Consider the following 26,216-nt stretch of genomic DNA (forward strand, 5'->3'; position numbering starts at 1 on the left):
ACCAGGCCTTTCGCCGAACCGGGTCCCTTGCCCATAAAGTTCAGCCTAAGGTTGCCTGAGAGGAGCCGACCTGGGGCTCAATCATGTCCGCCGACGAAGCCATAGTCAGTACGGCGACGCTTCAGGCCGGCAAGCGCAGGTGAGGCCCCCACGGACGCTTTACGCCTGTTGAAGGGCGCCTGTGCCTCCGCGGGTCGGTACGCGGTACGCCGTAATAGTATTTCCCTGGTCTCATTACAGAGCGTAGCCAGACCCGACGTCAGAAGCTCGTCCAGTACCCTGTCAGGTGCCAGCACGCGCTCACCAGTCCAGACCAATCCCTCGAAGCCTGCCAGCTCATCAGAGTTCAGCAGCAATATGGCGGGCTCCCCATGGGCGTCAAGAAAGCGGGGCTCGGTGAGCCAGCAATGGATGACCTTGCGGGTACCCGGCGACAGCATGCTGGCGGCAAGCTCCGTAGGCACCCATCGGGTTGGGCCGGTACGCCCCAGGAAAAAGGTCATTGTGACGACTTCCCGCCAGAGGAGCCCGCTTTGCTGACCACGTCTTTCTGAACCGGATCTTCCAAATAAAACACACCAACCCTCGTCCTGACCTGTTTTTCACCGACGGCGGTCCGCGGCACCTCCCTGACATAGGGTGCCAGCCATCTGTCCAGGGTCTTGAGCAGCTCCTGTGACTTGCTGGCAGCGAGGGCCCGCCACTGGGCCATGATCTCAGGCGGGACGTTGTTGTAGGTCAATGTACGCTGGAAAAGGGGTTCCCGTTCACTGGCCAGGTTATGGTCGATGACGGCAATAAGGTCGCCGACGTCCTCACCAAAAATGGCCAGCATTTCGCTGTCATCGCCGGCGGGGATATAGGCATTCTTGCGCAGCACCAGCTGGTCCGACTGTTCAACCACGCCGACCCTGATCAGCTCATCAAGCACTGCCCGCGGGGTCATATCGCCACTGTAGCGCTTTACCAGCTCGGGAAAACCGTGGCGGGCTTTAAAATCGAGCCTTGCGGGCGCTCCCTCGGGGTCCTGAAAATCCGGGTCACGGACCCAGCCCGAGACTACCCGCGATGCCCTGTTGAGGTGGCTACCGGCGGTATGGTCTGAGACCTCGGGACCTGCTTCCCGAAGGCGCCTGATTTCCTTGCGGGTCAGCCCGGTCAGCACGGCTGCTTTTGAATCCGTGGGCTTACGGCGGTTGTGCCGAAAGTCTTCATAGGCTGCTTCCACATAGGCTCGCTTAACCAGTTCGGAGAATTCACCAAAGGCGATGCCGTTGCGCAATAGCAGCCGGGCCAGGGGCCGCAGAATTCTGGCCAGGGCACGATGTAGCTGATTGGTATGAGTCGGTAACATAAATTGGGAAAATTTTCCCATCATAAAAAGTATATTTGGGAATTTAGTACCAAAATCACTATAAGTCCAGCGTTATCACGCCACCTATTTGTGAACTTTCCGGTTAGACTGGCGTAAAGGATTGAACACTCGAGTAAAACAGGCAGGACAAAACATGCTGGGATTCTTGAAAGGCGACCCTAAAAGGAAGCTGCAGAAAGACTATGAGAAGAAACTGACCGAGGCCATGCAAGCCCAGCGCAACGGCGACATACGGACTTACTCCGTGTTGTCCCAGGAAGCTGAGGCCATGTATGCAAGGCTCCAGGAAATGGAAAAGCAGGCCTGACCTGCCCTCACCTCGCGGTGGAGTTCAGCGGCTAACTAACTCTCCCGCATGAACTGATGCAACTGCCGACGCAGGCGCTCCACCTCGCGCCGGAGCTGGTGGACATCGTCCAGAAGCTCCAGGGACATGGCCAGGCCGGGCAGGTTCATCTTGAGGTCCCGCTGCAGTCGCTGGGCTTTGCGAAGCCTGGCCAGGGCATCCAGATCGAATTCCCAGTCCCGGGGTGACACCTCGGTCACCGGTGCAATCACACCGTAGTTGACCAGTTTGATCACATACTCGGCATGGACCTCGCCGTGCTCGCATAACTCAAGCAGCGTGAAGGTGACTGACGGGTCCACGGTTACTCTTGGGGCTTCATCGTCTCGACGTGCCATGATCTAGTCTCCCGATCACATCTTCATCATCTGGCTGCGAGGGTCGAAATCGCTCTCGACCTCGGCAAGTTCGCGATAGAGGGCTTCCGCTTTTTCGCTGTGTTCCCGGGGCAGAACCACCTGCAGAATGACAATCTGGTCCCCTGCCGGCTTGCCGGGAAAGCCTTTGCCCTTGAGCCTGAGTTTCTGGCCGCTGGTGGAGCCTTTGGGAATCTTGAGATTGACCCGCGAGCCCACCGTCGGCACCGGCACACTGGCGCCGAGAGCGGCTTCCCAGGGCGCAATGGGCAGGGTGAGCTGGATATCACGACCGTCAACGGTGAACACCGGATGGGGTGCTAGCTCCACTTCAATAAACAGATCACCGTTTTCGCCACCGCCTACGCCCGGAGAGCCCTGGCCCTTGAGACGGATATGCTGGCCCTCCCGCATACCGGCGGGAATCTTGACCTTCAGGGTCTTGCGGCGATTAACGGGCCTGCCCTGGGGGTCGGCTTCCGTAACATTGAAGCTGACCTGCTTTTCACAGCCATTAAGCGCTTCTTCCAGGAACAGGGCAATGCGAGCGTGCACATCTTCCCCCCGCATCCGCATGCTCTGGCTATAACCGAAGCCGCCCGGGCCCGCACCACGGCGGCGGCCGCCTTCACCAAATATGGATTCGAAGAAGTCACTGAACTGTTCAGCATTGGCTTCGGTGTAACCACCACCGCCAAAGGGCGACCGACTCTGCCAGCCGGGAGGTGGCTCGAAGGAGCCGTCACTCTGGGCGCCGTATTTACGCAACTGGTCGTATTCTGCCCGCTTGTCCGGGTCTTTCAGTACCTCGTAGGCTTCACCGATATCCTTGAAGCGGTCCTCGGCGTTGGGCTCCTTGCTGACATCGGGATGGTATTTCCGCGCCAGCTTGCGGTACGCCTTCTTGATCTCCTCGGACGACGCCGACTCGCTCACATCAAGCGCTGAGTAGTAATCCTTGAAGTCCATTGCTGCCTCGCGTTTGAACAGTAAAACAACCAGAACAGGCTGTGTTCTCTACCCGATACAATTGATGCAATGCCTGAGAATACAAGTCGGGGCGGAGAAGGAGTGTTGACTGGGGTCAGGAAAAGCGGCAATTACAGAGAGGCAGGAACCCGGCAAGCCGGGCAGAAGGCTGAGCTGCCTGGCCCGGAGCGAAATCGCCCGGGCTCAGGCCAACCCGTTCAGAACTCAGTTTACTTTGGGATCCAGCTCGCCACGCTCGTAGCGTCCGAACATTTCCTCCAGGTTCATGGGCTTGATCTTGCTGGCGTTACCGGCGGTGCCGAAGGCTTCGTAACGGGCGACACACACCTCGTTCATCGCCTTGACCGACTCTTTCAGGTATTTCCGCGGGTCGAACTCAGCCGGGTTCTTGGCCAGGAAACGCCGGATGGAGCCGGTGCTTGCCAGACGCAGGTCGGTATCGATGTTGACCTTGCGAACCCCGTGCTTGATACCCTCGACGATTTCGGACACCGGCACGCCGTAGGTTTCGGGGATCTCGCCACCGTACTGGTTGATGATCTCCAGCCACTCCTGGGGCACCGAGCTGGAGCCGTGCATGACCAGGTGGGTGTCCGGAATGCGCTTGTGGATGGCGCGGATCTGGTCGATGGCCAGGATGTCACCGGTCGGTGGCCGGGTGAACTTGTAGGCGCCGTGACTGGTGCCGATGGCGATGGCCAGGGCGTCCACGTGGGTTCTCTTGACGAAGTCGGCCGCTTCCTCGGGATCGGTTAGCATCTGGCTGTGATCCAGGGTGCCTTCTGCACCAATGCCGTCTTCCTCACCGGCCTGCCCTGTCTCCAGGGAACCCAGGCAGCCCAGCTCGCCTTCCACAGAAACGCCGCAGGCGTGGGCCATGTCCACGGTACGACGGGTGACATCCACGTTGTACTCGTAATCCATGGGCGTCTTGCCGTCTTCGCCCAGGGAGCCGTCCATCATCACCGAGCTGAAGCCCAGTTGGATCGACCGCTGGCAGATGGCCGGGCTGGTGCCATGATCCTGGTGCATGACCACCGGAATATGAGGAAACTCTTCCACCGCCGCCAGTATCAGGTGACGCAGGAACGGGGCACCGGCGTATTTGCGGGCGCCGGCGGACGCCTGCACGATCACCGGGGAGTCGGTCTTGTCGGCCGCCTCCATGATTGCACGCATCTGTTCAAGGTTGTTGACGTTGAACGCAGGCACTCCGTAACCATGCTCAGCTGCATGGTCGAGCAACTGGCGCATCGAAATAAGGGCCATGAAAAATCTCCTCGTTAATACAATCTACTGCCGGGCCTCCAGATGCGGCCCGGCGCTATCGCATGTCAGTGGCCGCGTTCTTCCAGAACCGCAACCGCTGGCAGCACTTTACCTTCCACAAACTCCAGGAAGGCACCTCCCCCAGTGGAAATATAGGAAATCTGATCAGCAATGCCGTACTTGTCGATGGCCGCGACGGTATCACCACCGCCGGCCAGAGAGAAGGCATCACTTTCAGCGATGGCATGGGCCAAAGCCTTGGTACCATGACCGAACTGCTCGAACTCGAACACACCCACAGGTCCGTTCCACAGTATGGTCCTGGACGACTTGAGCAACTGGGCAAACTCGCTGGCGGTCTGGGGACCGACATCTAGAATCATCTCGTCGTCTGCCACATCGTCTATGGCCTTGACCACCGCTTCGGCGTCTTCAGAGAACGCTTTCGCAACCACAACGTCCCTGGGCAGCGGGATGTTCACGCGGCCGGCAATCTCTTTGGCGGTTTCGACCAAGTCATGCTCGCACAGAGACTTGCCGACAGAATAACCGGCCGCGGCCAGGAAAGTATTGGCTATACCGCCGCCGACGATCAACTGGTCACAGATACGGGACAGGGCGATGAGCACGTCGAGCTTGGTGGACACCTTGGAGCCTCCGACAATGGCCACCACCGGCTGGGTGGGCGCATCCAGGGCCTTGGTCAGGGCTTCAAGTTCAGCCGCCAGCAAGGGGCCGGCGCAGGCTTCCGGCGCAAACCGGGCAACACCGTGGGTCGAAGCCTGGGCGCGGTGGGCAGTACCAAACGCATCCATCACATAGACGTCGCACAGTGCAGCGTATTTGCGGGCCAGGTCTTCATCATCCTTTTTCTCGCCTTTGTTGAAACGGACGTTCTCGAACAGCACCACTTCCCCGTCCGCAAGCTCAATGCCGTCCAGGTAATCCTTGGCAAGCCGGACCTCCTGACCCAGCAGGCCGGACAGGTGCTCCGCCACCGGTTTCATGGAGGAGGCTTCGTCAAACACACCCTCTTCCGGTCGGCCCAGGTGGGACATCAGCATGACCCGGCCGCCGGCTTCGATAGCTGCCTTGATGGTGGGCAGTGAGGCACGGATACGGGCGTCGCTGGTGACCTTGCCGTCCTTGACCGGCACGTTGAGGTCTTCCCGGATTAGCACGCGCTTACCGGCAAGATCCAGATCAGTCATCTTCTTAATGGCCATAATGCTTCTCTTCCTTAATTGTCAGGGTTGAATTCAGGCATCTGATCCGTGACCAGACTGCTCACCCAGAGCACAAGGGCTGCCTCCCAGGTCTTGCGCCCGGGTGTCCTGACAGCGTCCATTGATCATTTGTCGGCCTCACCGTCGTCCTGCAGGCAGAGCCAACTCCGGCTCACATCCAGCATGCGGTTGGCAAAACCCCATTCGTTATCAAACCAGCACAGCACTTTTACCATCCGCCCGCCGGTCACCCGGGTCTGACCACCATCCACAATGCCCGAGCGCGGGTCGTGATTGAAATCACAGCTGGCCAGCAATTCATCGGTGTAGCCCAGGATGCCACGTAGCGGCCCTACCGAGGCGGCTTCCTTCAGCAGGTCATTCACCGCCTCGATGGTGGTCGCTTCCCGGACGTTCACAGTGAGGTCGATGGCAGACACGTTCATGGTGGGTACACGCATGGCGACCGAACTGAACCGCCCTTCCATCTCCGGCAGCAGGCGTTCTATGCCCCGGGCCAGGCCGGTATCCACAGGCACGATGTTCTGCAGTGCGCTGCGGGTGCGCCGCAGGTCCTGATGATGGTAGGCATCAATGACCGGCTGGTCGTTCATGGCGGCATGGATGGTGGTGGTGTTGCCGAACTCCACGCCCAATGCCTCGTCCAGCGCCTTGATCACCGGCACGATGCAGTTGGTGGTACAGGAGGCGCTGGAAACGATCCGGTCGGTCACCTGAAGGTCGCCTTCATTGATACCGAACACCACCGTTCGGTCCACATCGGATTCCGCCGGCTGGGAAAAAAGTAACCGGCCGGCTCCGGCACCCAGGTGAACCTCGGCGGTATCGCGGCTGGAAAACGAGCCGGAGCATTCCAACACCAGATCCACCCTGAGGAGACCCCAGGGCAAATGGGACGGATCTTCCTGACTGACCACCTCGATACGATCGCCGTTGATGATCAGTACCTCGTCTTCAACCCGGACATCGCCCTGGAAACGCCCATGGGTCGAATCATACTTGGTCAGGTGGGCGATGGTGTCGATATCCGACAGCTCATTGATCGCCACCACCTGTAGACGGTCCCGGTAGCCGTTTTCGTAGATCGCGCGCAGCACACACTGGCCAATACGGCCATAACCATTGATCGCGATACGATAGGGCGCCTTGGGTCGACTCATCAATTATCCAGAAGGTCCTTGGCCACGGAAACCAGGTTGTCTACCGTGAAACCGAACTCCTTGAACAGCTCCCCTGCCGGCGCTGATTCACCAAAGCTGCTCATGCCAACAATGCGACCGTCCAGGCCCACGTACTTGTACCAGTAGTCCTCGATGCCTGCTTCAACGGCGATACGGTTGGTCACGTCCAGGGGCAAGACCTGCTGCTTGTACTTGGCGCTCTGAGCTTCAAAGACGTCGGTCGATGGCATGGACACAACCCGGACCTTGCGACCCTTGTCGCGCAGAACATCAGCCGCGTCCTGGGCCAGGCCCACTTCGGAACCGGTGGCGATAAGGATCAGTTCGGGCGTGCCGTCACTGTCTGAAAGTACATAGCCGCCCCTGGCGACATTGGCCAACTGCTTGTCATCGCGGGCCTGGTGAGGCAGAGCCTGACGTGAGAACACCAAGGCAGACGGGCCATCGCTACGCTCGAGGGCTGCCTTCCAGGCGACCGCGGATTCAACCGCATCCGCCGGACGCCAGACGCTCATGTTTGGGGTGGTGCGCAGGCTGGCCAGTTGCTCTATCGGCTGGTGGGTAGGACCGTCTTCACCCAGACCGATGGAGTCATGGGTGAACACCATAATGGCGCGCTGCTTCATCAATGCCGCCATGCGCACGGCGTTGCGGCAGTATTCCATGAAGATCAGGAAGGTGGCGCCGTAGGGTACGAAACCGCCGTGCAGGGCCAGGCCGTTAATGATCGCGCCCATGCCGAACTCGCGCACACCGTAATAGATGTAGTTACCGCTGGCATCGTCTCTGGTCAAACCCTTGCTGCCGTTCCAGATGGTCAGGTTGGAGCCGGCCAGGTCGGCAGAGCCTCCCAGCAACTCGGGCAGCATGGGGCCGTATACATTCAGGGTATTCTGGGACGCCTTGCGGCTGGCAATGGTCTCGCCCTTGTCCTGGCAGGCACGGATATAGGCGGTGGCTTTTTCCGCGAAGTCCTTTGGCAGCTCACCACTCATGCGCCGCTCGAACTCTGCCGCCAGCTCCGGTTCAGCTTTTTTATAGGCATCAAAGGCCTTCTGCCAGGACTTCTCTGCGGCAGCGCCTTTTTTGCTGGCGTCCCAGCCTGCGTAAACGTCTTCCGGCACCTCGAAAGGACCGTGCTTCCAGCCCAGGTTTTCCCGGGCCAGGGCGACTTCCTCGTCACCAAGAGGCGCGCCGTGGCAGCTTTCGGTACCCTGCTTGTTGGGCGCTCCGAAGCCGATTACCGTGCGGCAGCAAATAAGGGTGGGCTGGGCGGTATTGGCCCGGGCAGCTTCAATGGCCGCCTTGACCGCATCGGCGTCGTGGCCGTCGACGGCCGGGATAACCTGCCAGCCGTAGGATTCGAACCGCTTGGGGGTATCGTCGGTGAACCAGCCTTCAACCTCTCCATCGATGGAAATGCCATTGTCATCGTAGAAAAACACCAGCTTACCAAGCCCCAGAGTACCGGCGAGGGAGGCCACTTCGTGGGAGATACCTTCCATAAGGCAGCCGTCGCCCAGGAAAGCGTAGGTGTAGTGATCAACAATCTCATGACCCGGCCGGTTGAACTGGGCCGCCAGGGTCTTTTCCGCCAGCGCAAAGCCCACGGCGTTGGCGATGCCCTGCCCCAGGGGACCGGTGGTGGTCTGGACGCCTGGCGTGTAGCCGTATTCCGGATGGCCGGGCGTGCGCGAATGCAGCTGCCGGAAATTCTTCAGGTCGTCCATGGAAAGGTCGTAGCCACTCAGATGCAGCAGCGAGTACTGCAGCATGGAACCGTGCCCGTTTGACAGCACGAAGCGGTCCCGGTTGGCCCAGTCAGGATTGGCCGGGTTGTGGCTCAGGTAGTCGTTCCACAGAACCTCAGCGATATCTGCCATCCCCATGGGCGCACCCGGATGCCCGGACTTGGCCTTCTGAACCGCATCCATGCTGAGCGCACGGATGGCGTTGGCGAGTTGTTTACGAGACGGCATTGACTGTTTCTCCAGTTGCGAGGGGCATGGGGTAGATCGTACAAAAAATAAGGCGCGTATTTTCGCCGATTAGTGACCACCGGAGCAAATCAGTGTGCATACTGGGGCGTTGCGGGAAGGCAAGAGTCCCGGCCTTAACGGGCCGGAGAACTATATCAAATTATTTTGATATTGCTATTGATCGACCCGTCTCTCGCCACTACACTCTCTTCCCATGACCAATCTCACCGCCAAAGAAGCCCCCACGACGTCCGCAGAGCCATCCTCTGCCGATGTACTGGCCCCGATCTACAAGGCCAGTGGCGATCCCCTGCGCCTGGAGATCCTGCGGGTGTTACGCCGGGATACCTTCGGGGTACTGGAGTTGAGTCAGCTATTCGACATGCGCCAGTCCGGCATGAGTCATCATTTGAAGGTGCTGCACAAGGCGGGACTGCTGGAGCCCCAGCGGGAAGGTAACGCCATCTTCTACCGGCGCCCGGTGCATCTGGAAATCACCAGACTGGCGGACCAGACCATACGGCAGATTTTCACCATGGTGGACAGGATACCGCTGCCCGAGCACCTGCAGCTGCGGATACAGGCCATCCGGTCCCAGCGGGCAAGCCAGTCCCAGGCGTTCTTTGCCCGCCATGCGGAGCAGTTCCGGGAGCAGCAGGAGCTGATCGCGGCGTTTGAGCTCTATGCCGGGCCGGTGGCGGAACTGATTGAGCAGCGGGCTGCCCGCCAGAACTGGCAGTCGGCTCTGGAAATCGGCCCCGGCGAAGGTGGCTTCCTGCCGGTACTGTCGAGGATCTGTCCGCACGTGGTGGCACTGGACAACTCCCGGGACATGCTTGCAAAGGCCACCCGCACATGTATCAAAGAAAAGCTGAATAACGTGGACCTTATAGAAGGGGTGACCGACACCCTGCTGGCCCGGGGCGACAACTTTGACCTGGTGGTCGCCAACATGGTGCTGCACCACGTACCCAGCCCGGCGGACATACTTCTGGATGCAGCTGCCTTGATGAATGGCGGCGGCTGCCTGGTGGTCAGCGACCTGTGCCGGCACGGCCAGGAATGGGCGACCGAGAACTGCGGCGACCTCTGGCTCGGGTTCGAGCCCGAGGAGCTCACCGCCTGGGCCACCGAAGCCGGCCTGACCCCGGGTGAAACTCTGTTTATAGGCCTGCGCAACGGCTTCCAGGTGCAGGTCCGGGAGTTCTGGAAGGTCTCTGGCGCCAGCTGAGACATACGTATAGTTACATATCAAAACATTTTGATATACATAGAAACCGCTGAGTTACACAGGCAACTGACAGGCTCAATCTTAACCGCTCACAGAGGAGCAAAACCGCATGTCTGATTACAGCATTTTTACTTCCGAATCGGTCTCTGAAGGCCATCCGGATAAACTGGCCGACCAGATTTCCGACGCCGTCCTGGACAAGATTCTGGAATCGGACTCCAACGCCCGGGTCGCCTGTGAAACCATGGTCAAGACCGGTGTTGCCATTGTTGGCGGTGAAATCACCACCTCCGCCTGGGTAGATCTGGAAGACCTGGTTCGCTCTGTAATCAAGGATGTGGGCTATACCTCCTCAAAAGTCGGTTTTGACGGCGATACCTGCGGCGTCATCAACATCATCGGCAAGCAGTCAGTGGACATTGCCCAGGGCGTTGACCGCCAGAAGCCGGAAGACCAGGGTGCCGGTGACCAAGGCCTGATGTTCGGCTACGCCAGCAATGAAACCGACGTGCTGATGCCGGCGCCGATCTGCTACGCCCACCGCCTGGTCGAGCGTCAGGCCGAGGCCCGCAAGAGCGGCCTGCTGCCCTGGCTGCGCCCGGACGCCAAGAGCCAGGTCACCTGTCGCTACGAGAATGGCAAGGTCAGCGGCATCGATGCCATCGTGCTGTCTACCCAGCATGACGAAGACGTGTCCATGGACGACCTCAAGGAAGCGGTCATGGAACTGATCGTCAAGCACGTGATTCCGGCCGAGCTGCTCCACAAGGACACCCAATTCCATATCAACCCCACCGGCAAGTTCGTGATCGGCGGCCCGGTTGGTGACTGCGGCCTGACCGGTCGCAAGATCATTGTGGATACCTACGGCGGTATGGCCCGCCACGGTGGCGGTGCCTTCTCCGGCAAGGACCCGTCCAAGGTGGATCGCTCGGCTGCCTACGCCGGCCGTTACGTGGCCAAGAACATCGTCGCCGCCGGCCTTGCGGACCGCTGCGAGATCCAGATTTCCTATGCGATCGGGGTGGCACAGCCTACGTCTATCTCCATCAACACCTTTGGTACTGGCAAGATCAGCGAAAGCCGTATGGCGAACCTGGTCCGCGATCACTTCGATCTGCGCCCCTATGCCATCACCCGCATGCTGGACCTGCTGCACCCCATGTATCGCGCCACCTCGGCCTACGGTCACTTCGGCCGTGAGCCCTATGAAATGACGGTAGGGAACGAGACCTTTATCGCTTTCCCATGGGAGAAGACTGACCGGGCTGCTGCACTGAAGGACGCTGCGGGCGTTTAAACGTCTATCGGGCCCCTGACTTCAAAAGCCAAATTAAGAGCCGGAAGCGGCTAACGCTTCCCGGCCCACAAGATTCAACACTGAGGAGCACCACCATGAGCACTCCAGCAGAACAACTGAAAAGCTTTGCAGGCTACAAGGTCCGTGACATTTCCGAGGCTGGCTATGGCCGCAAGGAAATCTCCATCGCCGAAGGCGAGATGCCGGCCCTGATGGCCCTGCGCCAGCGCTACAAGAGCGAGCAGCCGCTGAAGGGCGCCAATGTCATGGGTTGTATCCACATGACCATCCAGACCGCCGTTCTTATTGAAACCCTGATCGAGCTGGGCGCCAGCGTGCGCTGGTCTTCCTGCAACATCTTCTCTACCCAGGACCACGCGGCAGCCGCCATCGCCGCCCAGGGCATTCCGGTATTTGCCTGGAAAGGCGAGACCGACGAAGAATACGAGTGGTGCCTTGAGCGTACCGTCGGCGCCGATGTAGCCGGCTGGGAGCCGAACATGATTCTGGACGACGGCGGCGACCTGACTGCCCTGCTCCATGAAAAATACCCGGAAATCCTGAGCAAGTGCCATGGTGTCACCGAAGAGACCACTACCGGGGTTCACCGCCTGCAGGAAATGCTTCGCGCAGGTAGCCTGAAAGTGCCTGCTATTAACGTGAACGACGCGGTCACCAAGTCCAAGAACGATAACAAGTACGGCTGCCGTCACAGCCTGAACGATGCCATCAAGCGCGCCACCGATCACCTGCTGGCCGGCAAGAAAGCGCTGGTCATCGGCTACGGCGACGTGGGCAAGGGCTCTTCTGCCTCCCTGCGTCAGGAAGGCATGATCGTGAAGATCACCGAAGCCGACCCGATCTGCGCCATGCAGGCGTGCATGGACGGTTTCGAAGTGGTGTCCCCTTACAAGGACGGCATCAACACCGGAACCGAAGCCGGCATCAACCGGGAGCTTCTCCAGAACACTGACCTGCTGGTGACCACCACCGGCAACGTTAATGTTTGTGACTCCAACATGCTGAAGGCCCTGAAGGCCGGCGCCGTGGTGTGCAACATCGGCCACTTCGACAACGAAATCGACACGGCTTTCATGCGCAAGAACTGGGAGTGGGACGAGGTCAAACCGCAGGTGCACGTGGTCTACCGCGACAAGGCCGCCAACGACTTTTTGCTCCTGCTGTCCGAAGGCCGTCTGGTGAACCTGGGTAACGCCACCGGTCACCCGTCGCGGATCATGGACGGCTCCTTTGCCAACCAGGTTCTGGCCCAGATGCACCTGTTCGAGCGCAAGTTTGCCGACCTGCCGGAAGATGCGCGTGCCAAGGGAGTCTACGTTCAGGTTCTGCCCAAGCAGCTGGACGAAGAAGTGGCCCGGGCCATGGTGGAGGGGTTTGGCGGCGTCATGACCAAACTGACCCCGGATCAGGCCAAGTACATCGGCGTACCGGTGGAAGGCCCCTACAAGCCTGAGTCCTACAAGTACTAATCTACAAGTACTAGTCTACAAGTACTAAGCGAGAGCGAAGCCATGCAATCTCAAAAGCAGTTCAAGCGCCGGTTCAGCTTCGAGTTCTTCCCGCCCAAGACCGACAAGGGCCGGGACAAGCTCCAGGCTGTCCGGGACCAACTGGCAGAGGTTCACCCGGATTTTTTCTCGGTCACCTTCGGTGCCGGCGGGTCCACCCGCGACCGGACCGTGGATACCGTCCTGAGCCTGCACAAGCAGGGCATATCGGCGGCGCCGCACCTGTCGTGCATCGGCTCGACCCGGGAAAGTATCGCTGAACTGCTGGACCTGTACCGGGAGCATGGCATCAGCCGGATTGTCGCCCTTCGGGGCGACATGCCCTCGGGTATGGGGGCAGCCGGTGAGTTGCGTTACGCCAACGACCTGGTCAGTTTTATCCGCCAGCACAGCGGCGACGCGTTCAATATAGAAGTGGCGGCCTACCCGGAATTCCATCCCCAGGCCCGCAATGCCGAAGAAGACCTGAAAAACTTTGCCCGCAAGGTGGAGGCTGGCGCCAACAGTGCCATTACCCAGTACTTCTTCAACATTGACAGCTACTTCTACTTTGTTGACCGGCTGGAGAAAATGGGCGTAACCATTCCCGTGGTGCCCGGCATCATGCCGATCGTGAACTACTCCAACCTGGTGCGGTTCTCCGAGATGTGTGGTGCCGAGATCCCGCGCTGGATTCGCAAGCAACTGGAAGCCTATGGCGACGACAGCGACAGCATCCGCAAGTTCGGCGAGGAACTGCTCACCGACATGTGCGGCAAGTTGCTGGAAGCCGGTGCGCCGGGTCTGCATTTCTATACCCTGAACCAGGTGGAACCCAGCATTAACATCTGGAACAACCTGGGGCTGGGCCAGCGGGACAAGATCGCGTTCTGACCGTCCTGTTTCGGGCTCTGACTTTAAAAACGCCGGCTGATGCTGGCGTTTTTTTTGGGCTCGGAAAAGGCCCTGTTATTTGATTTTCTGGCCCTGGTCTGTCCATAGTCTAGACTGTTACCAGCAGCCACCTGCTGCCAACAAGCCGTCGCCCCGCGAACATCTACCCCAGGGGCGCCCAAAAAATGTCAAGGAGACAATATGAAAAGCAAATGGCTTAAGACCCTCAGCGCCGCCGTTGCCCTGAGCGTGAGTACCACGGCCCTGAATGCGGAAGAACTCAGGGTGGTGACGGATCCCAGTTTTGTTCCCTTCGAAATGATGGACCCGGAGACCGAGGAGATGATCGGTTTCGACATGGAAATCATTGCTGAAGTCGCTGACCGGGCCGGTTTCGACTATGAACTCAATACCATGGATTTCAACGGTATCATTCCGGCACTTCAAACTGGCAATGTTGATATAGCCATCGCCGGCATTACCATTACCGAAGAGCGTGAGAAAATCGTCGATTTCTCTGACCCCTACTACGATTCCGGTCTTCGCATCCTGGTCCGCAAGAACAACGACGACATCGAAAAGCTGGAAGACTTGGAAGGCAAGAAGGTCGGCACCAAGATCGGTAGCACCAGCTACGACTTCCTGACCAAGGAACTGGATGATAACGACGGTGTAACCCCCTACCCCGGCAGCTCCGACATGTACATGGCGCTGATGTCCGGCAATGTGGATGCCGTCTTCTACGACGCACCGAATGTCGGCTACTTCGCCAGCACCAAGGGCGAAGGCAAGGTCAAGACCGTTGGCAAGCTGTATGAAGGCCAGCAATACGGCATCGCCCTGAAAGACGGCAGCGAGTGGGTCGAAGATGTGAATAAAGCCCTGGCCAGCATGAAGGAAGATGGCACCTACAAGGACATCTACGAGAAGTGGTTCGGCGAAATGCCCGAAGAAGAGTAACGGCAGGGTAAAGACTTTGTCCCGCGCCGGGCCTGGCCCGGCGCCTTACTTCTCACCTTCGGCAGGGAGTCCGAACTGTGGAATTCCAGTTTCAGTTTGACTGGCAGGCGGCCATCAATTCGATCCCGTTCCTGCTAAAAGGCATTCCCTATACCCTTCTGATCTCCTTTGGCGGCCTTGCCATCGGCTTCATGCTGGGTATTTTCTTCGGTTTGCTGAGCATCAATAAAAAATGGTTCCTGCGCTGGCCGGCCACGGCCTATATCGAGATTTTCCGGGGCACCCCCATCCTGGTGCAGGTACTGTTCATCTTCTATGGCCTGCCGGACCTGATCGGCGGACCTATCGACCCGCTGACCGCGGGTATCGCAGCCATCGCCCTGAACTCAGGTGCGTATATCTCGGAAGTTGTCCGGGGTGGTGTCCAGTCCATTGACCGCGGCCAGAGCGAAGCCGGGCTGTCGCTGGGTCTTTCCCGCACCCAGACCTTCTGGTCCATCGTCTGGCCCCAAGCGTTCAGACGCATGATTCCGCCTCTGGGCAACCAGGCCATCGTGAGCATCAAGGATACCTCGCTGTTTTCGGTGATTGGCGTAGGCGAGCTGGTGCGCCAGGGTCAGGTGTACATCGCCAATACCTTTACCGCCTTTGAGGTCTATTTCGTCGTGGCCATCATGTACCTGTGCATCACCCTGTCCCTGTCATTGATGCTGCGGTTACTGGAAAGGCGCGGTGTAGCATCTACCTGATTAACTGGAGAGAGCGTCTGCGATGACTCACATTGTAAAAATGCAGGGCCTGAACAAGCACTTCGGTGATCTTCATGTCCTGAAGGATATCGATCTCAGCATTGAGCCTGGGGAAGTGGTGGTCATCATTGGCGCCAGTGGCTCGGGCAAATCAACCCTGATCCGCTGCGTCAATGGCCTGGAAGAGTATGGTTCCGGGGAACTGGTAGTGGATAACGAGCCCCTGGCACCGAAAGGCCAAAGCCAGAAAGGGCTTGCCATCATCCGCAAACAGGTGGGCATGGTGTTCCAGCAGTTCAATCTGTTCCCCCACCTGACAGTTAAGAAGAACGTCATGCTGGCCCCCATGAAGGTCAAGGATGCTTCCCAGTCCGAAGCCGAAAAACGGGCCATGGCCCTGCTGGAGCGCGTCGGCATTGCCAACCAGGCGGAGAAGTACCCGTCCCAGCTCTCCGGCGGCCAGCAGCAACGGGTGGCCATTGCCCGGGCCCTGGCCATGGACCCACGACTGATGCTGTTCGATGAGCCCACTTCCGCTCTGGACCCGGAAATGATCGGCGAAGTGCTGGATGTCATGCGCGAACTGGCAAAGGAAGGCATGACCATGATGGTGGTCACCCATGAGATGGGCTTTGCCCGGGAGGTGGCTGACCGGGTGATCTACATCCACGAGGGCCAGATTGTTGAGCAGGGCAAGCCCGAGGCCGTGTTCGACAACCCCGAGAACGAACGGACCCAGTCCTTCCTGGCCCGGGTGCTCAAGCACTGAAACCGTGGTGCTGCCCGGGGAGGTTAGAGCATCTCCCGGGTAGTACCATACTCCCGCTCGATTTTGTGGCGGGAATCCTCCACAAGAAACTTTGCCAGCTTTTTGCCAAGCAGAGGCACATCGCAGCGCACCGAAAGCGTAACCTGGTTGGTGCAGGTGTTGTCTGATCCCTGCAGTCGCATGTTGCCCTTGATCTTTGCGGGCACGCCATCAATGCGAACGCGGAATTCACAGTGCCACTCGCCGTCGTCCTTGCGAAACCAGTGCTCTTCCTGTCGCACGCGGTTCCATTCGCGATGAAAGGACGCCAACACACCCGGCACCTCAACCGAACTGGTCACTTCCCGCTCCACCACCAGCTTGGCCGAGCCACCGTCCCGGGTCAGCTCGGCAATCCGGACGTTGCGGGATCCCAGTCGCTGGTTTTTTTCCCGAATATGGCCTTCATCAAAAAAAGCGCCCAGCACCTGCTCGAGGCCGTTGTCATACTTGTGTGTCATTTCCAGCTGCATTTTGCACCTCCAGTGAACCGATAACCGGATTGTGGAAGGAGCTGCATACCACCGCATTGGCCGTGCCTGCGCCGGTTACGGGCATGGCAGTCAGGCCGCCGTCGCCAACCCGGCAGAGTAGGCAGCACAGTGCCCACCCCGGTACCGGTTAGTACTGGCATACCTGACCCCGGCACCAGTATCATGGGCCGCTTGAACAGCGATCCACTAACAGGAGTCACCATGCGCAACGCCGACCTGGTCGCCCGAGACCTCAAGTCCGTCTGGCATCCCTGCACCCAGATGAAGGACCACGAGTCGCTCCCATTGATACCCATTCGTCGCGGCAAAGGTGTCTGGCTGGAGGACTTCGAGAACAATCGCTACATTGATGCGGTCAGCTCCTGGTGGGTCAACCTGTTCGGCCATGCCAACCCCCGCATTAACGCCGCCATCCGGGATCAGATCGAGCAGCTTGAACACGTTATTCTGGCGGGTTTCAGTCATGAACCGGTGGTGAATCTTTCCGAGCGGCTGATCGAAGTCACCCCGGACGGGCTCAGCAAGTGTTTCTACGCAGACAACGGTTCCTCTGCCATCGAAGCCGCCCTGAAAATGAGCTATCACTACTGGAAGAACCAGGGCCGTTCCGGCAAGAAGAATTTCGTCAACCTCGGCAACAGCTACCACGGTGAGACCCTGGGCGCCCTGGCGCTCGGTGATGTGGGCCTTTACAAGGACACCTACCAGCCGCTGCTGATGGAAGTGATCACCGCGCCCTCACCTGACGCGTACAACCGCGAAGTCGGGGAATCCGAAGAGGACTACGCCCTGCGCCAGTTCGAGGCTATGGACACGCTTCTCGCCGAACGCCATGAAGAGATCTGTGCCGTAGTGGTGGAGCCGCTGATCCAGTGCGCCGGCGGCATGCGCATGCACCATCCGATCTATCACACGAAGTTGCGGGAGGCCTGCGACCGCTATGGTGTGCACCTGATTGCCGATGAAATCGCCGTTGGCTTCGGCCGCACCGGTACTATGTTCGCCTGCGAGCAGTCCGGCATCACGCCGGACTTCATGTGCCTGTCGAAGGGTCTGACCGCCGGCTACCTGCCGCTGTCCGTGGTACTGACTACCGACAACGTCTACTACGCTTTCTATGACGATTACGAAACCATGCGGGCCTTCCTGCATTCCCACAGCTATACCGGGAATCCCATTGGCTGCGCAGTTGCACTGGCCACTCTGGACATTTTCCGTGATGACAATGTGATCGAGCAGAACCGAACGCTGTCCCGGTGCATGGCGGAATCAGTGGCCCACCTGGCCGATCACCCCAATGTGGGCGACATCCGCCAGCACGGCATGACCCTGGCCATCGAAATGGTCAAAAACAGGGCCGACAAAACACCCTTCCCCTGGCAGGAGCGCCGTGGCCTGAGGGTGTACCAGCATTCGCTGACCCGGGAGGCGCTGTTGAGGCCCCTGGGCAACGTGGTCTATTTCATGCCGCCTTATGTAATCACAGAGGACGAGATCCGTCATCTGGCGCAAGTGGCCACTGAAGGCATCGACATTGCGACCACGGACTGATCAGGCATGAGAGTGACACGCATATACACGCCGGCGCCCCTGGCTTCGGACAGTCGTATTATTCTGGATGAGGCTGCCACCCAGCATGTGGCCAAGGTGCTTCGCATGCAGCCCGGCCAGATGGTGGTGCTGTTCAACGGCGATGGCTACGATTACCCCGCAACCCTGAGCGAGGTGAGCAAGAAGGAGGTAGTTGCAGAGCTGGGACCAAGTCAGCCCAATGAGCTCGAGTCGCCGCTGACAGTGGTCCTTGGCCAGGTGATTTCCAAAGGCGACCGCATGGATTACGCGATCCAGAAAAGCGTGGAAATGGGGGTCTCGACTATCGTGCCGCTGGTCAGTGAGCGCTGCGAGGTGAAACTCAAAGGCGATCGTGAAGACAAGCGCCTGAAACACTGGCAGGGCGTTGCGATCAGCGCAGCCGAACAGTGCGGACGCGCTGTGGTTCCTTCGATCGAGCCGGTGCGCAGCCTGGCCGACTGGTTTGATTACAGCCAGAGCTGCGACCTCAGGCTGGTTCTGCACCATCGCACCGAGAAACGCCTGGCGTCCCTCGCCCGGCCAGAGCGCCTGGCCCTGCTGGTCGGACCGGAGGGCGGCCTGAGCGAAAGCGAGATCGCCGGCGCCGAGGCCGCAGGCTTCCTGCCGGCCGCAATGGGGCCGAGAGTCTTGCGTACCGAGACGGCCCCGGTGGCCGCTCTGGCTTTATGCCAGTGGCTGTGGGGGGACGGCGGCCAGCCCGGCGACTATAATCCGTGAGCTTGCCGGGATCGCCTCCCGGCAGTGCTCGCCCCATTGAATTCGAGACAGGAACAGCCCCGTGGCTTCATCCCGGTTTTGGTTACGCAGCAAGCGCTTTGTGGTCCCGCTGGTCCTGATCGGCCTCACCGTGCTGCTGATCTGGCTGTTTGCCTCCCTGCGGCCGACACCACCCGAGAAAGTCGCGGAAGAACGGGCCTGGCCGGTTCGGGTCACCATCCTTGAGGCCGATGAGCTGTCACCCCAGCTCAGACTTCTGGGCCGGGTTGAAACCCCCTACAGCTCTACCCTGACCTCATCCGTGACCGCCAATGTAGAAGCGATACCGGTACTGGAAGGCCAGGAGGTCAGTGCTGGCGAACTGATCGTGGCCCTCGACGAAACCGAAGTGAAGCTGTTGCTGGCCCAGCGCCAGGCCGAAGTGGACGAACTGCTGGCCCAGAAAGAAACTGAAAAGAACCAGTACCAGGCCGACCAGGAGTTCGTCGAACGGGAGCAGGAACTGGTTGCCATTACCCGGCGCGCCCTTGAGCGGGAGCAGAGCCTGGCCGAGTCCAACCTGACCAGTCGCTCGCGAACAGATCAGGCCCGGCAGGCATTGCAGAGTGCCGAGCTCTCCCTGATCAGCCGGCGCCTGGCAGTAGCCAACCACAACAGTCGTCTTCAGTCTTTGGATGCCCGCCTGCAGAGCGCCCGGGCCCTGGTGGACCAGGCCACCATGGACCTGGAAAGCACCCGCGTGAAGGCACCGTTCGATGGGGTGGTGACTTCCATTCAGGTCAGCCCCGGCGAGCGGGTACGGGCAGGTGAACCGCTGGTGGCCCTCTACGCCACGGACCGGCTGGAAGTTCGGGCCCAGATCCCCATGCGGTGGGTTGAGGACGCCCGCCAGGCTCTGGCCGCCGGCAGTTCCCTGAGTGCTTCGGTAGAGCTGCTGGGCAAAACCCACGAGCTAAATCTGCACCGCCTCAGCGGCCAGGTCAATGCTGGCGCAGGCGGAGTCGATGCCTTGTTCCGCTTTCGGGAGCAGTTGCCGGCCATTACGCTCAACCGAACCCTGGACCTGCGCCTCGACCTTGCGCCAAAAGCCGACACCTTCAGCGTACCGGTGTCAGCCCTCTACGATTCCAGCACGGTCTACCGGATCACCGACGGACGCCTGGAACCGGTTGAAGTCAGTCCTGTTGGCGACCGGTTCGACCAGGGGTCCCAGCGGCTCTTGATTCAGTCAGAGGAGCTCACCAGCGGTGACCGTCTGCTGACGACCCAACTGCCCAACGCCCTGCGTGGGCTTAAGGTTGACGTTATCGAGCCGGAGCCGGGAGCGTGACGCCGGTGCCTCACCGGGAGGACCTGCTGGGACGGTTTGCCCGGCACAAGGTCGCGGCGAACCTGCTGATGCTCATCCTGCTGCTGGCCGGCATTTATGCACTGGCCAACCTCAACCGGCAGTTCTTCCCCACCTTCGCCACCGACTTCATCACCGTGCGGGTGGTCTGGCCCGGGGCCAGTGCGGAAGACGTCGCCCGCTCAATCACCACTCCGCTGGAACAGGAACTGCGGAACCTGGATAACGTTGACGAGATGCGCTCGACCTCGTCCCGGGGCTTCAGCAGCATTGTTATTGAGTACGAAGAAAATACCGACATGGGCATCGCCCTGGACCAGGTCAACGAGCTGGTTGGGCTTGTCCGCAATCTCCCTTCGGACGCCGAGCGACCGGAAATCACCAAGATCGTCCGCAACGAGCCCATCGCCACCCTGGTGCTGACCGGCCCGGTGCGGCTGGAAGCCTTGCGACCGCTGGCTTACCAGTATGAACAGGAACTGCTGGACCGGGGCATCGCCAAGGTCGAGCTGACGGGCCTGCCGGAACGGGAAATCGCCATCGAGGTCAGCAGTGCGTCCATTGCTGAACTGGGGATGGCCCTGCCGTCCCTGGGCCAGCGGGTGATCAGCCAGAGCCAGGACATACCCGCCGGGACCGTGGGTGAGGAAGAATCGGTGCGGGAAATACGCAGCCTGGAAAAAGGCCGCAGCGTCGACGATTTCGCCCGCATGCCCATTGCAACCACGGCGGACGGTCAACGACTTACCCTGGGAGATGTGGCGGACATCAGCCTACGCCCCAAAGACAACAGTGTGGAGATCTACTATCAGGGCGAGCCGGCGGTGCTCATGCAGTTGCAGCGCACCGAGTCGGCCGATGCCCTTAAATCCGCTGACACCATGCTTGACTGGCTGGAGGAGACCCGCCCGGCCCTGCCCGAGGGCATGCAGCTGCTGCCTTTCGACCGCCAGTACGAACTGATACAGGACCGCATCAATCTGCTGCTGAAAAATGGCATCAGCGGGCTGATTCTGGTGGTGGGCATCCTGTTCATCTTTCTGAACGGCCGCATTGCCTTCTGGGTGGCCGCCGGCATCCCGATTTCCTTCATGGGCGCCCTCGCCGTGCTCTGGCTCAATGGCGGCAGCATCAACATGATCAGCCTGTTTGCGCTGATCATGGCCCTGGGCATTATCGTGGACGATGCCATTGTGGTGGCGGAAGACGCCATGACCCATTACCAGCGTGGCGAGCGATCACTCGAAGCAGCAGAGGGCGGTGCCCGGCGCATGCTGGTGCCGGTGCTGAGCTCTTCGCTCACCACGGTGGCAGCCTTCCTGCCGCTGATGATGGTGAGCGGTATTATCGGGCAGATTCTGCGGGACATTCCGTTTGTGGTGATCTGCGTGATCATCGCCTCGCTGGTGGAAAGCTTCCTGATTCTGCCCGGCCACCTGCGCGCCAGCTTCCATAAACACCAGCACCGGGAGCCGAGCGCCACCCGTCGCAAGCTCGAAGCCATGTACGATCATTTCCGGGACCGTCAGTTTCGTCCAGTGGCCCAGTGGAGCCTGGACCACCGCGGCACCGTGCTGACCGCAACCGTCTGCGCTCTGGCCCTCAGCCTGGCCCTGGTGGCCACCGGCCACGTGCGGTTCACCTTCTTCCCGACGCCGGAAACCTCGACCCTGGTGGCCAGTGTGAAATTTGCCGCCGGTACGCCGCCTTCGGATGTAAAAACCTACGGCCGGGTGATGGAGGACGCGCTCTGGCAGGTCAATGAGCAGCTCAAGACCGACTCCGACCTGGTGGACGTGGCGCTGTTGCGGCTTAACCAGGCTTCATTCGACGGCGGCCGTGGTCTGGAACGGGGTGAACAGTACGCCATGGTGTCTGTCGAGCTGGTGACACCGGATGCCCGGGACGTCCGCAACCCGGAATTCATCAGGGCCTGGCGGGAAGCGTTGCCCAAACCGGCAGGTATCGAGCAGTTGTCCATTTCTAGTCCCCAGGGCGGGCCACCGGGCAAGCCCCTGGACATTTTCCTGTCCGGCGGCGATGCGACCACCCTTAAGGCGGCGGCGGAAGATATCCAGGACGCGCTGCGCAACTACGAAGGAGTCAATGACATTCTGGATGACCTGCCCTGGGGCAAACAGCAATATGTGTTCTCGCTGACACCCCTGGCCCAGTCCGTGGGACTTACCATCGAGGATGTGGGACGCCAGATGCGGGCGGCCCTGGACGGCCAGCTGCTGCAGGTCTTCTACGACTATCATGACGAAATCGAAGTCCGCATCATGCTGCCCAAGGCGGAGCGCAACCTCCAGCGCACCCTCAGCAGTCTGCCCATTGTCACCCCGTCGGGTGACACCGCCCCCCTGGATAACATGATCGAGCTGGAGTCCCGGCGCGGATTGGCGCTGCTTCGCCATACCGACGGCCAACTCGGCGTCAGCGTTACCGCCGATGTGGACACCAGCATTACCAACGCCAACCAGGTGATTGCCGACCTGCAGGACGATGTGCTGCCAGGTATCCTCAGCCGTTATGGCGTTGAAGCCGATTTCAAGGGCAAGGCCGAAGAGCAGAGGGAAACCGGTTCCGACATGATGGCCGGCGCAGTTCTGGGTCTGGCCATGATCTACATTATTCTGGCCTGGGTATTCGGTGCCTACAGCTGGCCCATCGCCGTTATGATCGCCATCCCTTTCGGGCTGTGTGGCGCTATTCTGGGGCACCTCCTGCTGGGTATCGACCTGACCATCCTGTCCCTGTTCGGGATGTTTGGGCTTTCGGGCATTGTGATCAACGACTCGATCATACTAGTGACCTTCTACAAGGAATTGCGCGAGGAAGGCATGCCTGTACGCGAGGCGTTGGTGGAGGCTTCCTGCCAACGCCTCAGGGCGGTATTGCTGACCTCCCTCACCACCATTGGTGGCCTGTTGCCCCTGTTGTTCGAAACGTCCCTGCAGGCTCAGTTCCTGGTGCCCATGGCGGCCAGCATCGCTTTCGGTCTGGCCGTGGGTACATTCCTGATCCTTCTGGTGGTACCGGTACTGCTTTCACTGATCGAAGACATTGCCGGCCGGTTTGGCCCAAATGCCGACCAGATCCGGGCGGGGGGAGCCATTGACAATACCACTGGCGCCCAACATGATGCCGGGCAAGGCTCTACCTGACCCATCACCCTGAACGCGAGTGACCGATGCCATCCCTGTTCACCACAGCCGAGTTCTGGCAATACCTCAGTATTCCGGTCATCGCAGCGCTGATCGGCTGGACCACCAACTGGCTAGCCATCAAGATGACCTTCTACCCCCTGGAGTTCATCGGCAAGCCACCATTTCTGGGCTGGCAGGGCATTATCCCGTCAAAAGCACGCAAGATGGCCGCCATCAGCGTCGATGCAACCATCTCCAAAATCGGCACCGTGCCGGAGATTTTCCAGCAGATTGACCCCAAGGTGCTGGCCGCCTACGTCACCCACACCGTAGAGCCCCGCACCGAGGAATACGTTGACGAGCTTATGCTGAAGGAGCACCCGACCTTCTGGGAGAACCTGCCGCCCTCGGCCAGGCGCATGGTCTATGACCGGGTCCGCAAGTCGATACCCCAACTGGTCGATAATCTCATCGATGATCTTTCGGAGAACATCGAAGACCTGCTGGACATCAAGGGCATGGTGATTGAGCGGCTGGCTGCGGACAAGCGGCTGCTCAACCGCATCTTTCTTGAATGTGGCGAAGCGGAATTCCGCTTCATCATCAACTCGGGGTTCTATTTCGGCTTTCTGTTCGGGCTGGTGCAGATGACGGCCTGGTACTTTTACCAGGCCTGGTGGGTGTTGCCGGTGTTTGGCCTGCTGGTAGGCTGGGCCACCAACTGGATCGCCCTTAACGTGATATTCCGGCCCCTTCATCCCAAGAAAATCGGCCCCGTACGGTTACAGGGGCTGTTTCTCAAGCGCCAGCCGGAAGTGGCGGAGTCCTTCTGCCACATTGTCACCCATGAAATCCTGACCGTCGGCAATCTTATCAATGCCATTCTCGAAGGGCCTAACGGGGATCGCGCCCGTAATATGGTAAAGAAACACATCAAGCCCCTGGTCGACGAAACCACCGGCATGGGCAAGGCACTGACCCAGGTGGCGTTCGGGCCCACCGGGTTTGCTACGCTGAAGCACCAAGTGGGCGAAAAGGCCATTGAGCTATCCCGCACTTCGTTCAACAACCCGGTGTTTGAACATGACCGGGCGGAGGCGGTGAAAACCATCATGGTTGAGCGCATGATTGCGCTGTCATCGGAAGAGTTTCAGGACCTGCTCAGGCCCTGCTTCCAGGAAGACGAAATCAAGCTGATCATGGTGGGCTCAGCCCTTGGCTTCTTTGCAGGTGTGGCGCAGTTGGTCTTCATTTTCGGACAGGCCATCGCCTGACCTCACCCGCACGACTGGCACCGATGTCCGTCAGGTCAGTCGTCGAGCAGCTCCCGGAAAGACTTCCCTTCAGACTCAGCCGGCGTCTGGGCCATCATATCGGAAAGTGGGGTATGGGGCAGACGCTGGGCGATACGATCCTCATCTTTGCGCACCACCGTCAGCACGTCGTCGATCCTGATCAGGTCCAGGGAGCGCCCGGGTACCAGCAGGTCACCATCGGGCCCCGCCAGCGATAGGAGCCCGCCACGAATAAGCTTGTCGCTGATACGCCGGGTAACAGAGCCTGGCACCCTCAGCCTCTGCTCCAGCTGTTCCTGTTGGGGCGCCGGCTTACCTTCGCTGAACGGCTTACAGACCAGCCACATCAGGGTAAGCGCAATTTTTTCCTGGAGCTCGGGGGAAAGACGCACATCGCGGCGCTTGGCAATGGCGCCCGGGTTCTGCAGGTAAAACGCGATGCTGGCGCCAAGCAGCAGGATCATCCAGTTCAGGTAGACCCAGATCAGCAGAATGATACCAATGGCAAAACTGGAATAGATGGCAGCGTACTTGGCCGAGCCGGCTACAAACGAGGCAAAGAGCATGCCCCCCGCCTGCCAGGCGATACCCGCCACGACCCCGCCAATCGCCGCGTATTTGATCCGCACACGGGTATTGGGCATGAATATGTAGACGAAGGTGAACGCCCCGCACACCAGGAAAAACGGCGTGAAACGGCTAAGCACCAGGATGATGGTACCCAATGGCTCGATGGCCACCATGCTCTGAACTACGTCCGATGCGAAGATAGTGGCACTGATACCGATGGCAGACACCATAAGCAGCGGGCCCACCATGATAACGCTCAGGTAGTTACTGAAACGCTGGCCCATGGATCGCATTTCCGGCACGCGCCAGATCATGTTGAATGAACGCTCGATTTTCTGGACCAGGGAAATCACCGTATAGACCAGCAACCCCAGCCCTACGGATCCCAGCACCCCTACCTTCATGTTATCCACAAAGCCAAGGATCTGTTCAGCGATCTGTATCCCCTGGGGTCCCATGGGCTGGAAGAACTGATACAGGAAAGGCTCCATGCGCTGATGGACGCCCAGGGCCTTGAGCACCGAAAAGCTCAGGGCCAGCAGCGGTACAATACTCAGCAGCGTGGTGTAGACCAGACTCATGGCGTGAAGGGTCAGGGTGCCATTAATGACATCCCTGACCAACGCGTAGGCCGTCCGGCCTGTGGTATAGAGCCAGGTCCAGGGCCACTTTTCCGGTGGGTTGGGGTTGGCGAGAATCCAGTCCTCGGCATTCTGCACGCGTTCTTTCAATTGAGGGGAAGCCACACATCATCCTATTTCAGGGTAAGGATTGAATAAATCACTCAAAAATAACCTGACAGGAGTATGGCTTAATTCCAAGGCGGGAGGAAAGCAGGCGGGACGCCTCCCGCCCCG

At 59.7% G+C, this 26,216-nt stretch carries 23 protein-coding genes; 13 read left to right on the top strand and 10 right to left on the bottom strand.

Annotated features, from left to right (window positions below):
* Positions 1–77: 77 nt before the first annotated feature.
* Positions 78–503, bottom strand: coding sequence for a hypothetical protein (locus G7W63_RS04500; protein ID WP_166253767.1), 426 nt, complete (start codon positions 501–503; stop codon positions 78–80).
* The gene (locus tag G7W63_RS04505; RefSeq protein WP_166253770.1) at positions 500–1,354 is read right to left on the bottom strand and encodes a DUF6502 family protein; all 855 of its coding nucleotides are present in this window, start codon (positions 1,352–1,354) and stop codon (positions 500–502) included. The genes G7W63_RS04500 and G7W63_RS04505 overlap by 4 nt, the downstream gene beginning before the upstream one ends.
* 154 nt (positions 1,355–1,508) lie before the next feature.
* On the opposite strand from G7W63_RS04505, the gene G7W63_RS04510 reads away from it, so the two are divergent.
* Positions 1,509–1,682: a DUF6435 family protein gene (locus G7W63_RS04510; RefSeq protein ID WP_166253772.1), complete on the top strand. Its 174-nt coding sequence runs from the start codon at positions 1,509–1,511 to the stop codon at positions 1,680–1,682.
* 35 nt (positions 1,683–1,717) lie between these two features.
* Here the strand turns inward: G7W63_RS04510 and G7W63_RS04515 are convergent, their stop codons facing one another.
* From G7W63_RS04515 to tkt, 6 genes are all read right to left on the bottom strand, one after another.
* Positions 1,718–2,059, bottom strand: a complete 342-nt coding sequence (locus G7W63_RS04515; protein WP_166253775.1) for a chaperone modulator CbpM — start codon at positions 2,057–2,059, stop codon at positions 1,718–1,720.
* 15 nt (positions 2,060–2,074) lie between these two features.
* Positions 2,075–3,046, bottom strand: a complete 972-nt coding sequence (locus tag G7W63_RS04520) for a DnaJ C-terminal domain-containing protein (protein WP_166253778.1) — start codon at positions 3,044–3,046, stop codon at positions 2,075–2,077.
* 225 nt (positions 3,047–3,271) lie between these two features.
* Positions 3,272–4,336 (bottom strand): class II fructose-bisphosphate aldolase, encoded by a 1,065-nt coding sequence (fba, locus tag G7W63_RS04525; RefSeq protein ID WP_166253781.1) that lies wholly within the window; start codon positions 4,334–4,336, stop codon positions 3,272–3,274.
* A gap of 65 nt (positions 4,337–4,401) precedes the next feature.
* A complete protein-coding gene (locus G7W63_RS04530; protein WP_166253784.1) occupies positions 4,402–5,562 on the bottom strand; it encodes a phosphoglycerate kinase in 1,161 nt (386 codons plus the stop codon).
* A 125-nt stretch (positions 5,563–5,687) separates the two neighbouring features.
* Positions 5,688–6,743 carry a type I glyceraldehyde-3-phosphate dehydrogenase gene (locus tag G7W63_RS04535; RefSeq protein ID WP_166253787.1) on the bottom strand — a complete coding sequence of 352 codons (1,056 nt, stop codon included), beginning with the start codon at positions 6,741–6,743 and terminating at the stop codon, positions 5,688–5,690.
* Positions 6,743–8,743 (bottom strand): transketolase, encoded by a 2,001-nt coding sequence (tkt, locus tag G7W63_RS04540; RefSeq protein ID WP_166253790.1) that lies wholly within the window; start codon positions 8,741–8,743, stop codon positions 6,743–6,745. The genes G7W63_RS04535 and tkt overlap by 1 nt, the downstream gene beginning before the upstream one ends.
* Before the next feature lie 214 nt (positions 8,744–8,957).
* Here tkt and G7W63_RS04545 point away from each other — a divergent pair, with 214 nt between their 5' ends.
* The 7 genes from G7W63_RS04545 (at position 8,958) to G7W63_RS04575 (ending at position 16,154) form a co-directional block, all read left to right on the top strand.
* On the top strand, positions 8,958–9,974 hold the full coding sequence (locus G7W63_RS04545; protein WP_166253793.1) for an ArsR/SmtB family transcription factor: 1,017 nt from the start codon (positions 8,958–8,960) through the stop codon (positions 9,972–9,974).
* A 109-nt stretch (positions 9,975–10,083) separates the two neighbouring features.
* Positions 10,084–11,274: a methionine adenosyltransferase gene (gene metK, locus G7W63_RS04550; protein WP_166253796.1), complete on the top strand. Its 1,191-nt coding sequence runs from the start codon at positions 10,084–10,086 to the stop codon at positions 11,272–11,274.
* 95 nt (positions 11,275–11,369) lie between these two features.
* Positions 11,370–12,764: an adenosylhomocysteinase gene (gene ahcY / locus G7W63_RS04555; protein WP_166253799.1), complete on the top strand. Its 1,395-nt coding sequence runs from the start codon at positions 11,370–11,372 to the stop codon at positions 12,762–12,764.
* Between the two features lie 42 nt (positions 12,765–12,806).
* Positions 12,807–13,676, top strand: a complete 870-nt coding sequence (gene metF, locus G7W63_RS04560) for a methylenetetrahydrofolate reductase [NAD(P)H] (protein WP_166253802.1) — start codon at positions 12,807–12,809, stop codon at positions 13,674–13,676.
* 201 nt (positions 13,677–13,877) lie between these two features.
* On the top strand, positions 13,878–14,636 hold the full coding sequence (locus G7W63_RS04565; protein ID WP_166253805.1) for a transporter substrate-binding domain-containing protein: 759 nt from the start codon (positions 13,878–13,880) through the stop codon (positions 14,634–14,636).
* Positions 14,637–14,713: 77 nt separating this feature from the next.
* Positions 14,714–15,385, top strand: coding sequence for an amino acid ABC transporter permease (locus G7W63_RS04570; RefSeq protein WP_166253808.1), 672 nt, complete (start codon positions 14,714–14,716; stop codon positions 15,383–15,385).
* Between the two features lie 22 nt (positions 15,386–15,407).
* Positions 15,408–16,154, top strand: coding sequence for an amino acid ABC transporter ATP-binding protein (locus G7W63_RS04575; protein WP_166253811.1), 747 nt, complete (start codon positions 15,408–15,410; stop codon positions 16,152–16,154).
* 23 nt (positions 16,155–16,177) lie between these two features.
* Here the strand turns inward: G7W63_RS04575 and G7W63_RS04580 are convergent, their stop codons facing one another.
* Positions 16,178–16,666 carry a DUF2505 domain-containing protein gene (locus G7W63_RS04580; protein ID WP_166253814.1) on the bottom strand — a complete coding sequence of 163 codons (489 nt, stop codon included), beginning with the start codon at positions 16,664–16,666 and terminating at the stop codon, positions 16,178–16,180.
* A gap of 222 nt (positions 16,667–16,888) precedes the next feature.
* On the opposite strand from G7W63_RS04580, the gene G7W63_RS04585 reads away from it, so the two are divergent.
* The 5 genes from G7W63_RS04585 to G7W63_RS04605 all read left to right on the top strand — a co-directional run bounded on the left by G7W63_RS04585 (position 16,889) and on the right by G7W63_RS04605 (position 24,768).
* A complete protein-coding gene (locus tag G7W63_RS04585; protein ID WP_166253817.1) occupies positions 16,889–18,238 on the top strand; it encodes an adenosylmethionine--8-amino-7-oxononanoate transaminase in 1,350 nt (449 codons plus the stop codon).
* 6 nt (positions 18,239–18,244) lie between these two features.
* Positions 18,245–18,997, top strand: a complete 753-nt coding sequence (locus G7W63_RS04590) for a 16S rRNA (uracil(1498)-N(3))-methyltransferase (protein ID WP_166253820.1) — start codon at positions 18,245–18,247, stop codon at positions 18,995–18,997.
* A gap of 61 nt (positions 18,998–19,058) precedes the next feature.
* A complete protein-coding gene (locus G7W63_RS04595; RefSeq protein ID WP_166253823.1) occupies positions 19,059–20,327 on the top strand; it encodes an efflux RND transporter periplasmic adaptor subunit in 1,269 nt (422 codons plus the stop codon).
* Positions 20,324–23,512: an efflux RND transporter permease subunit gene (locus G7W63_RS04600; RefSeq protein ID WP_166253826.1), complete on the top strand. Its 3,189-nt coding sequence runs from the start codon at positions 20,324–20,326 to the stop codon at positions 23,510–23,512. Before G7W63_RS04595 ends, G7W63_RS04600 begins: the two co-directional genes overlap by 4 nt.
* 26 nt (positions 23,513–23,538) lie before the next feature.
* The gene (locus G7W63_RS04605) at positions 23,539–24,768 is read left to right on the top strand and encodes a DUF445 domain-containing protein (RefSeq protein WP_166253829.1); all 1,230 of its coding nucleotides are present in this window, start codon (positions 23,539–23,541) and stop codon (positions 24,766–24,768) included.
* A gap of 35 nt (positions 24,769–24,803) precedes the next feature.
* On the opposite strand, the gene G7W63_RS04610 is transcribed toward G7W63_RS04605, so the two are convergent.
* Positions 24,804–26,105, bottom strand: coding sequence for a YihY/virulence factor BrkB family protein (locus tag G7W63_RS04610; protein WP_166253832.1), 1,302 nt, complete (start codon positions 26,103–26,105; stop codon positions 24,804–24,806).
* Between the last annotated feature and the right edge of the window lie 111 nt (positions 26,106–26,216).

Source organism: Marinobacter salicampi (genome assembly GCF_011074795.1).
Lineage (GTDB): Bacteria > Pseudomonadota > Gammaproteobacteria > Pseudomonadales > Oleiphilaceae > Marinobacter > Marinobacter salicampi.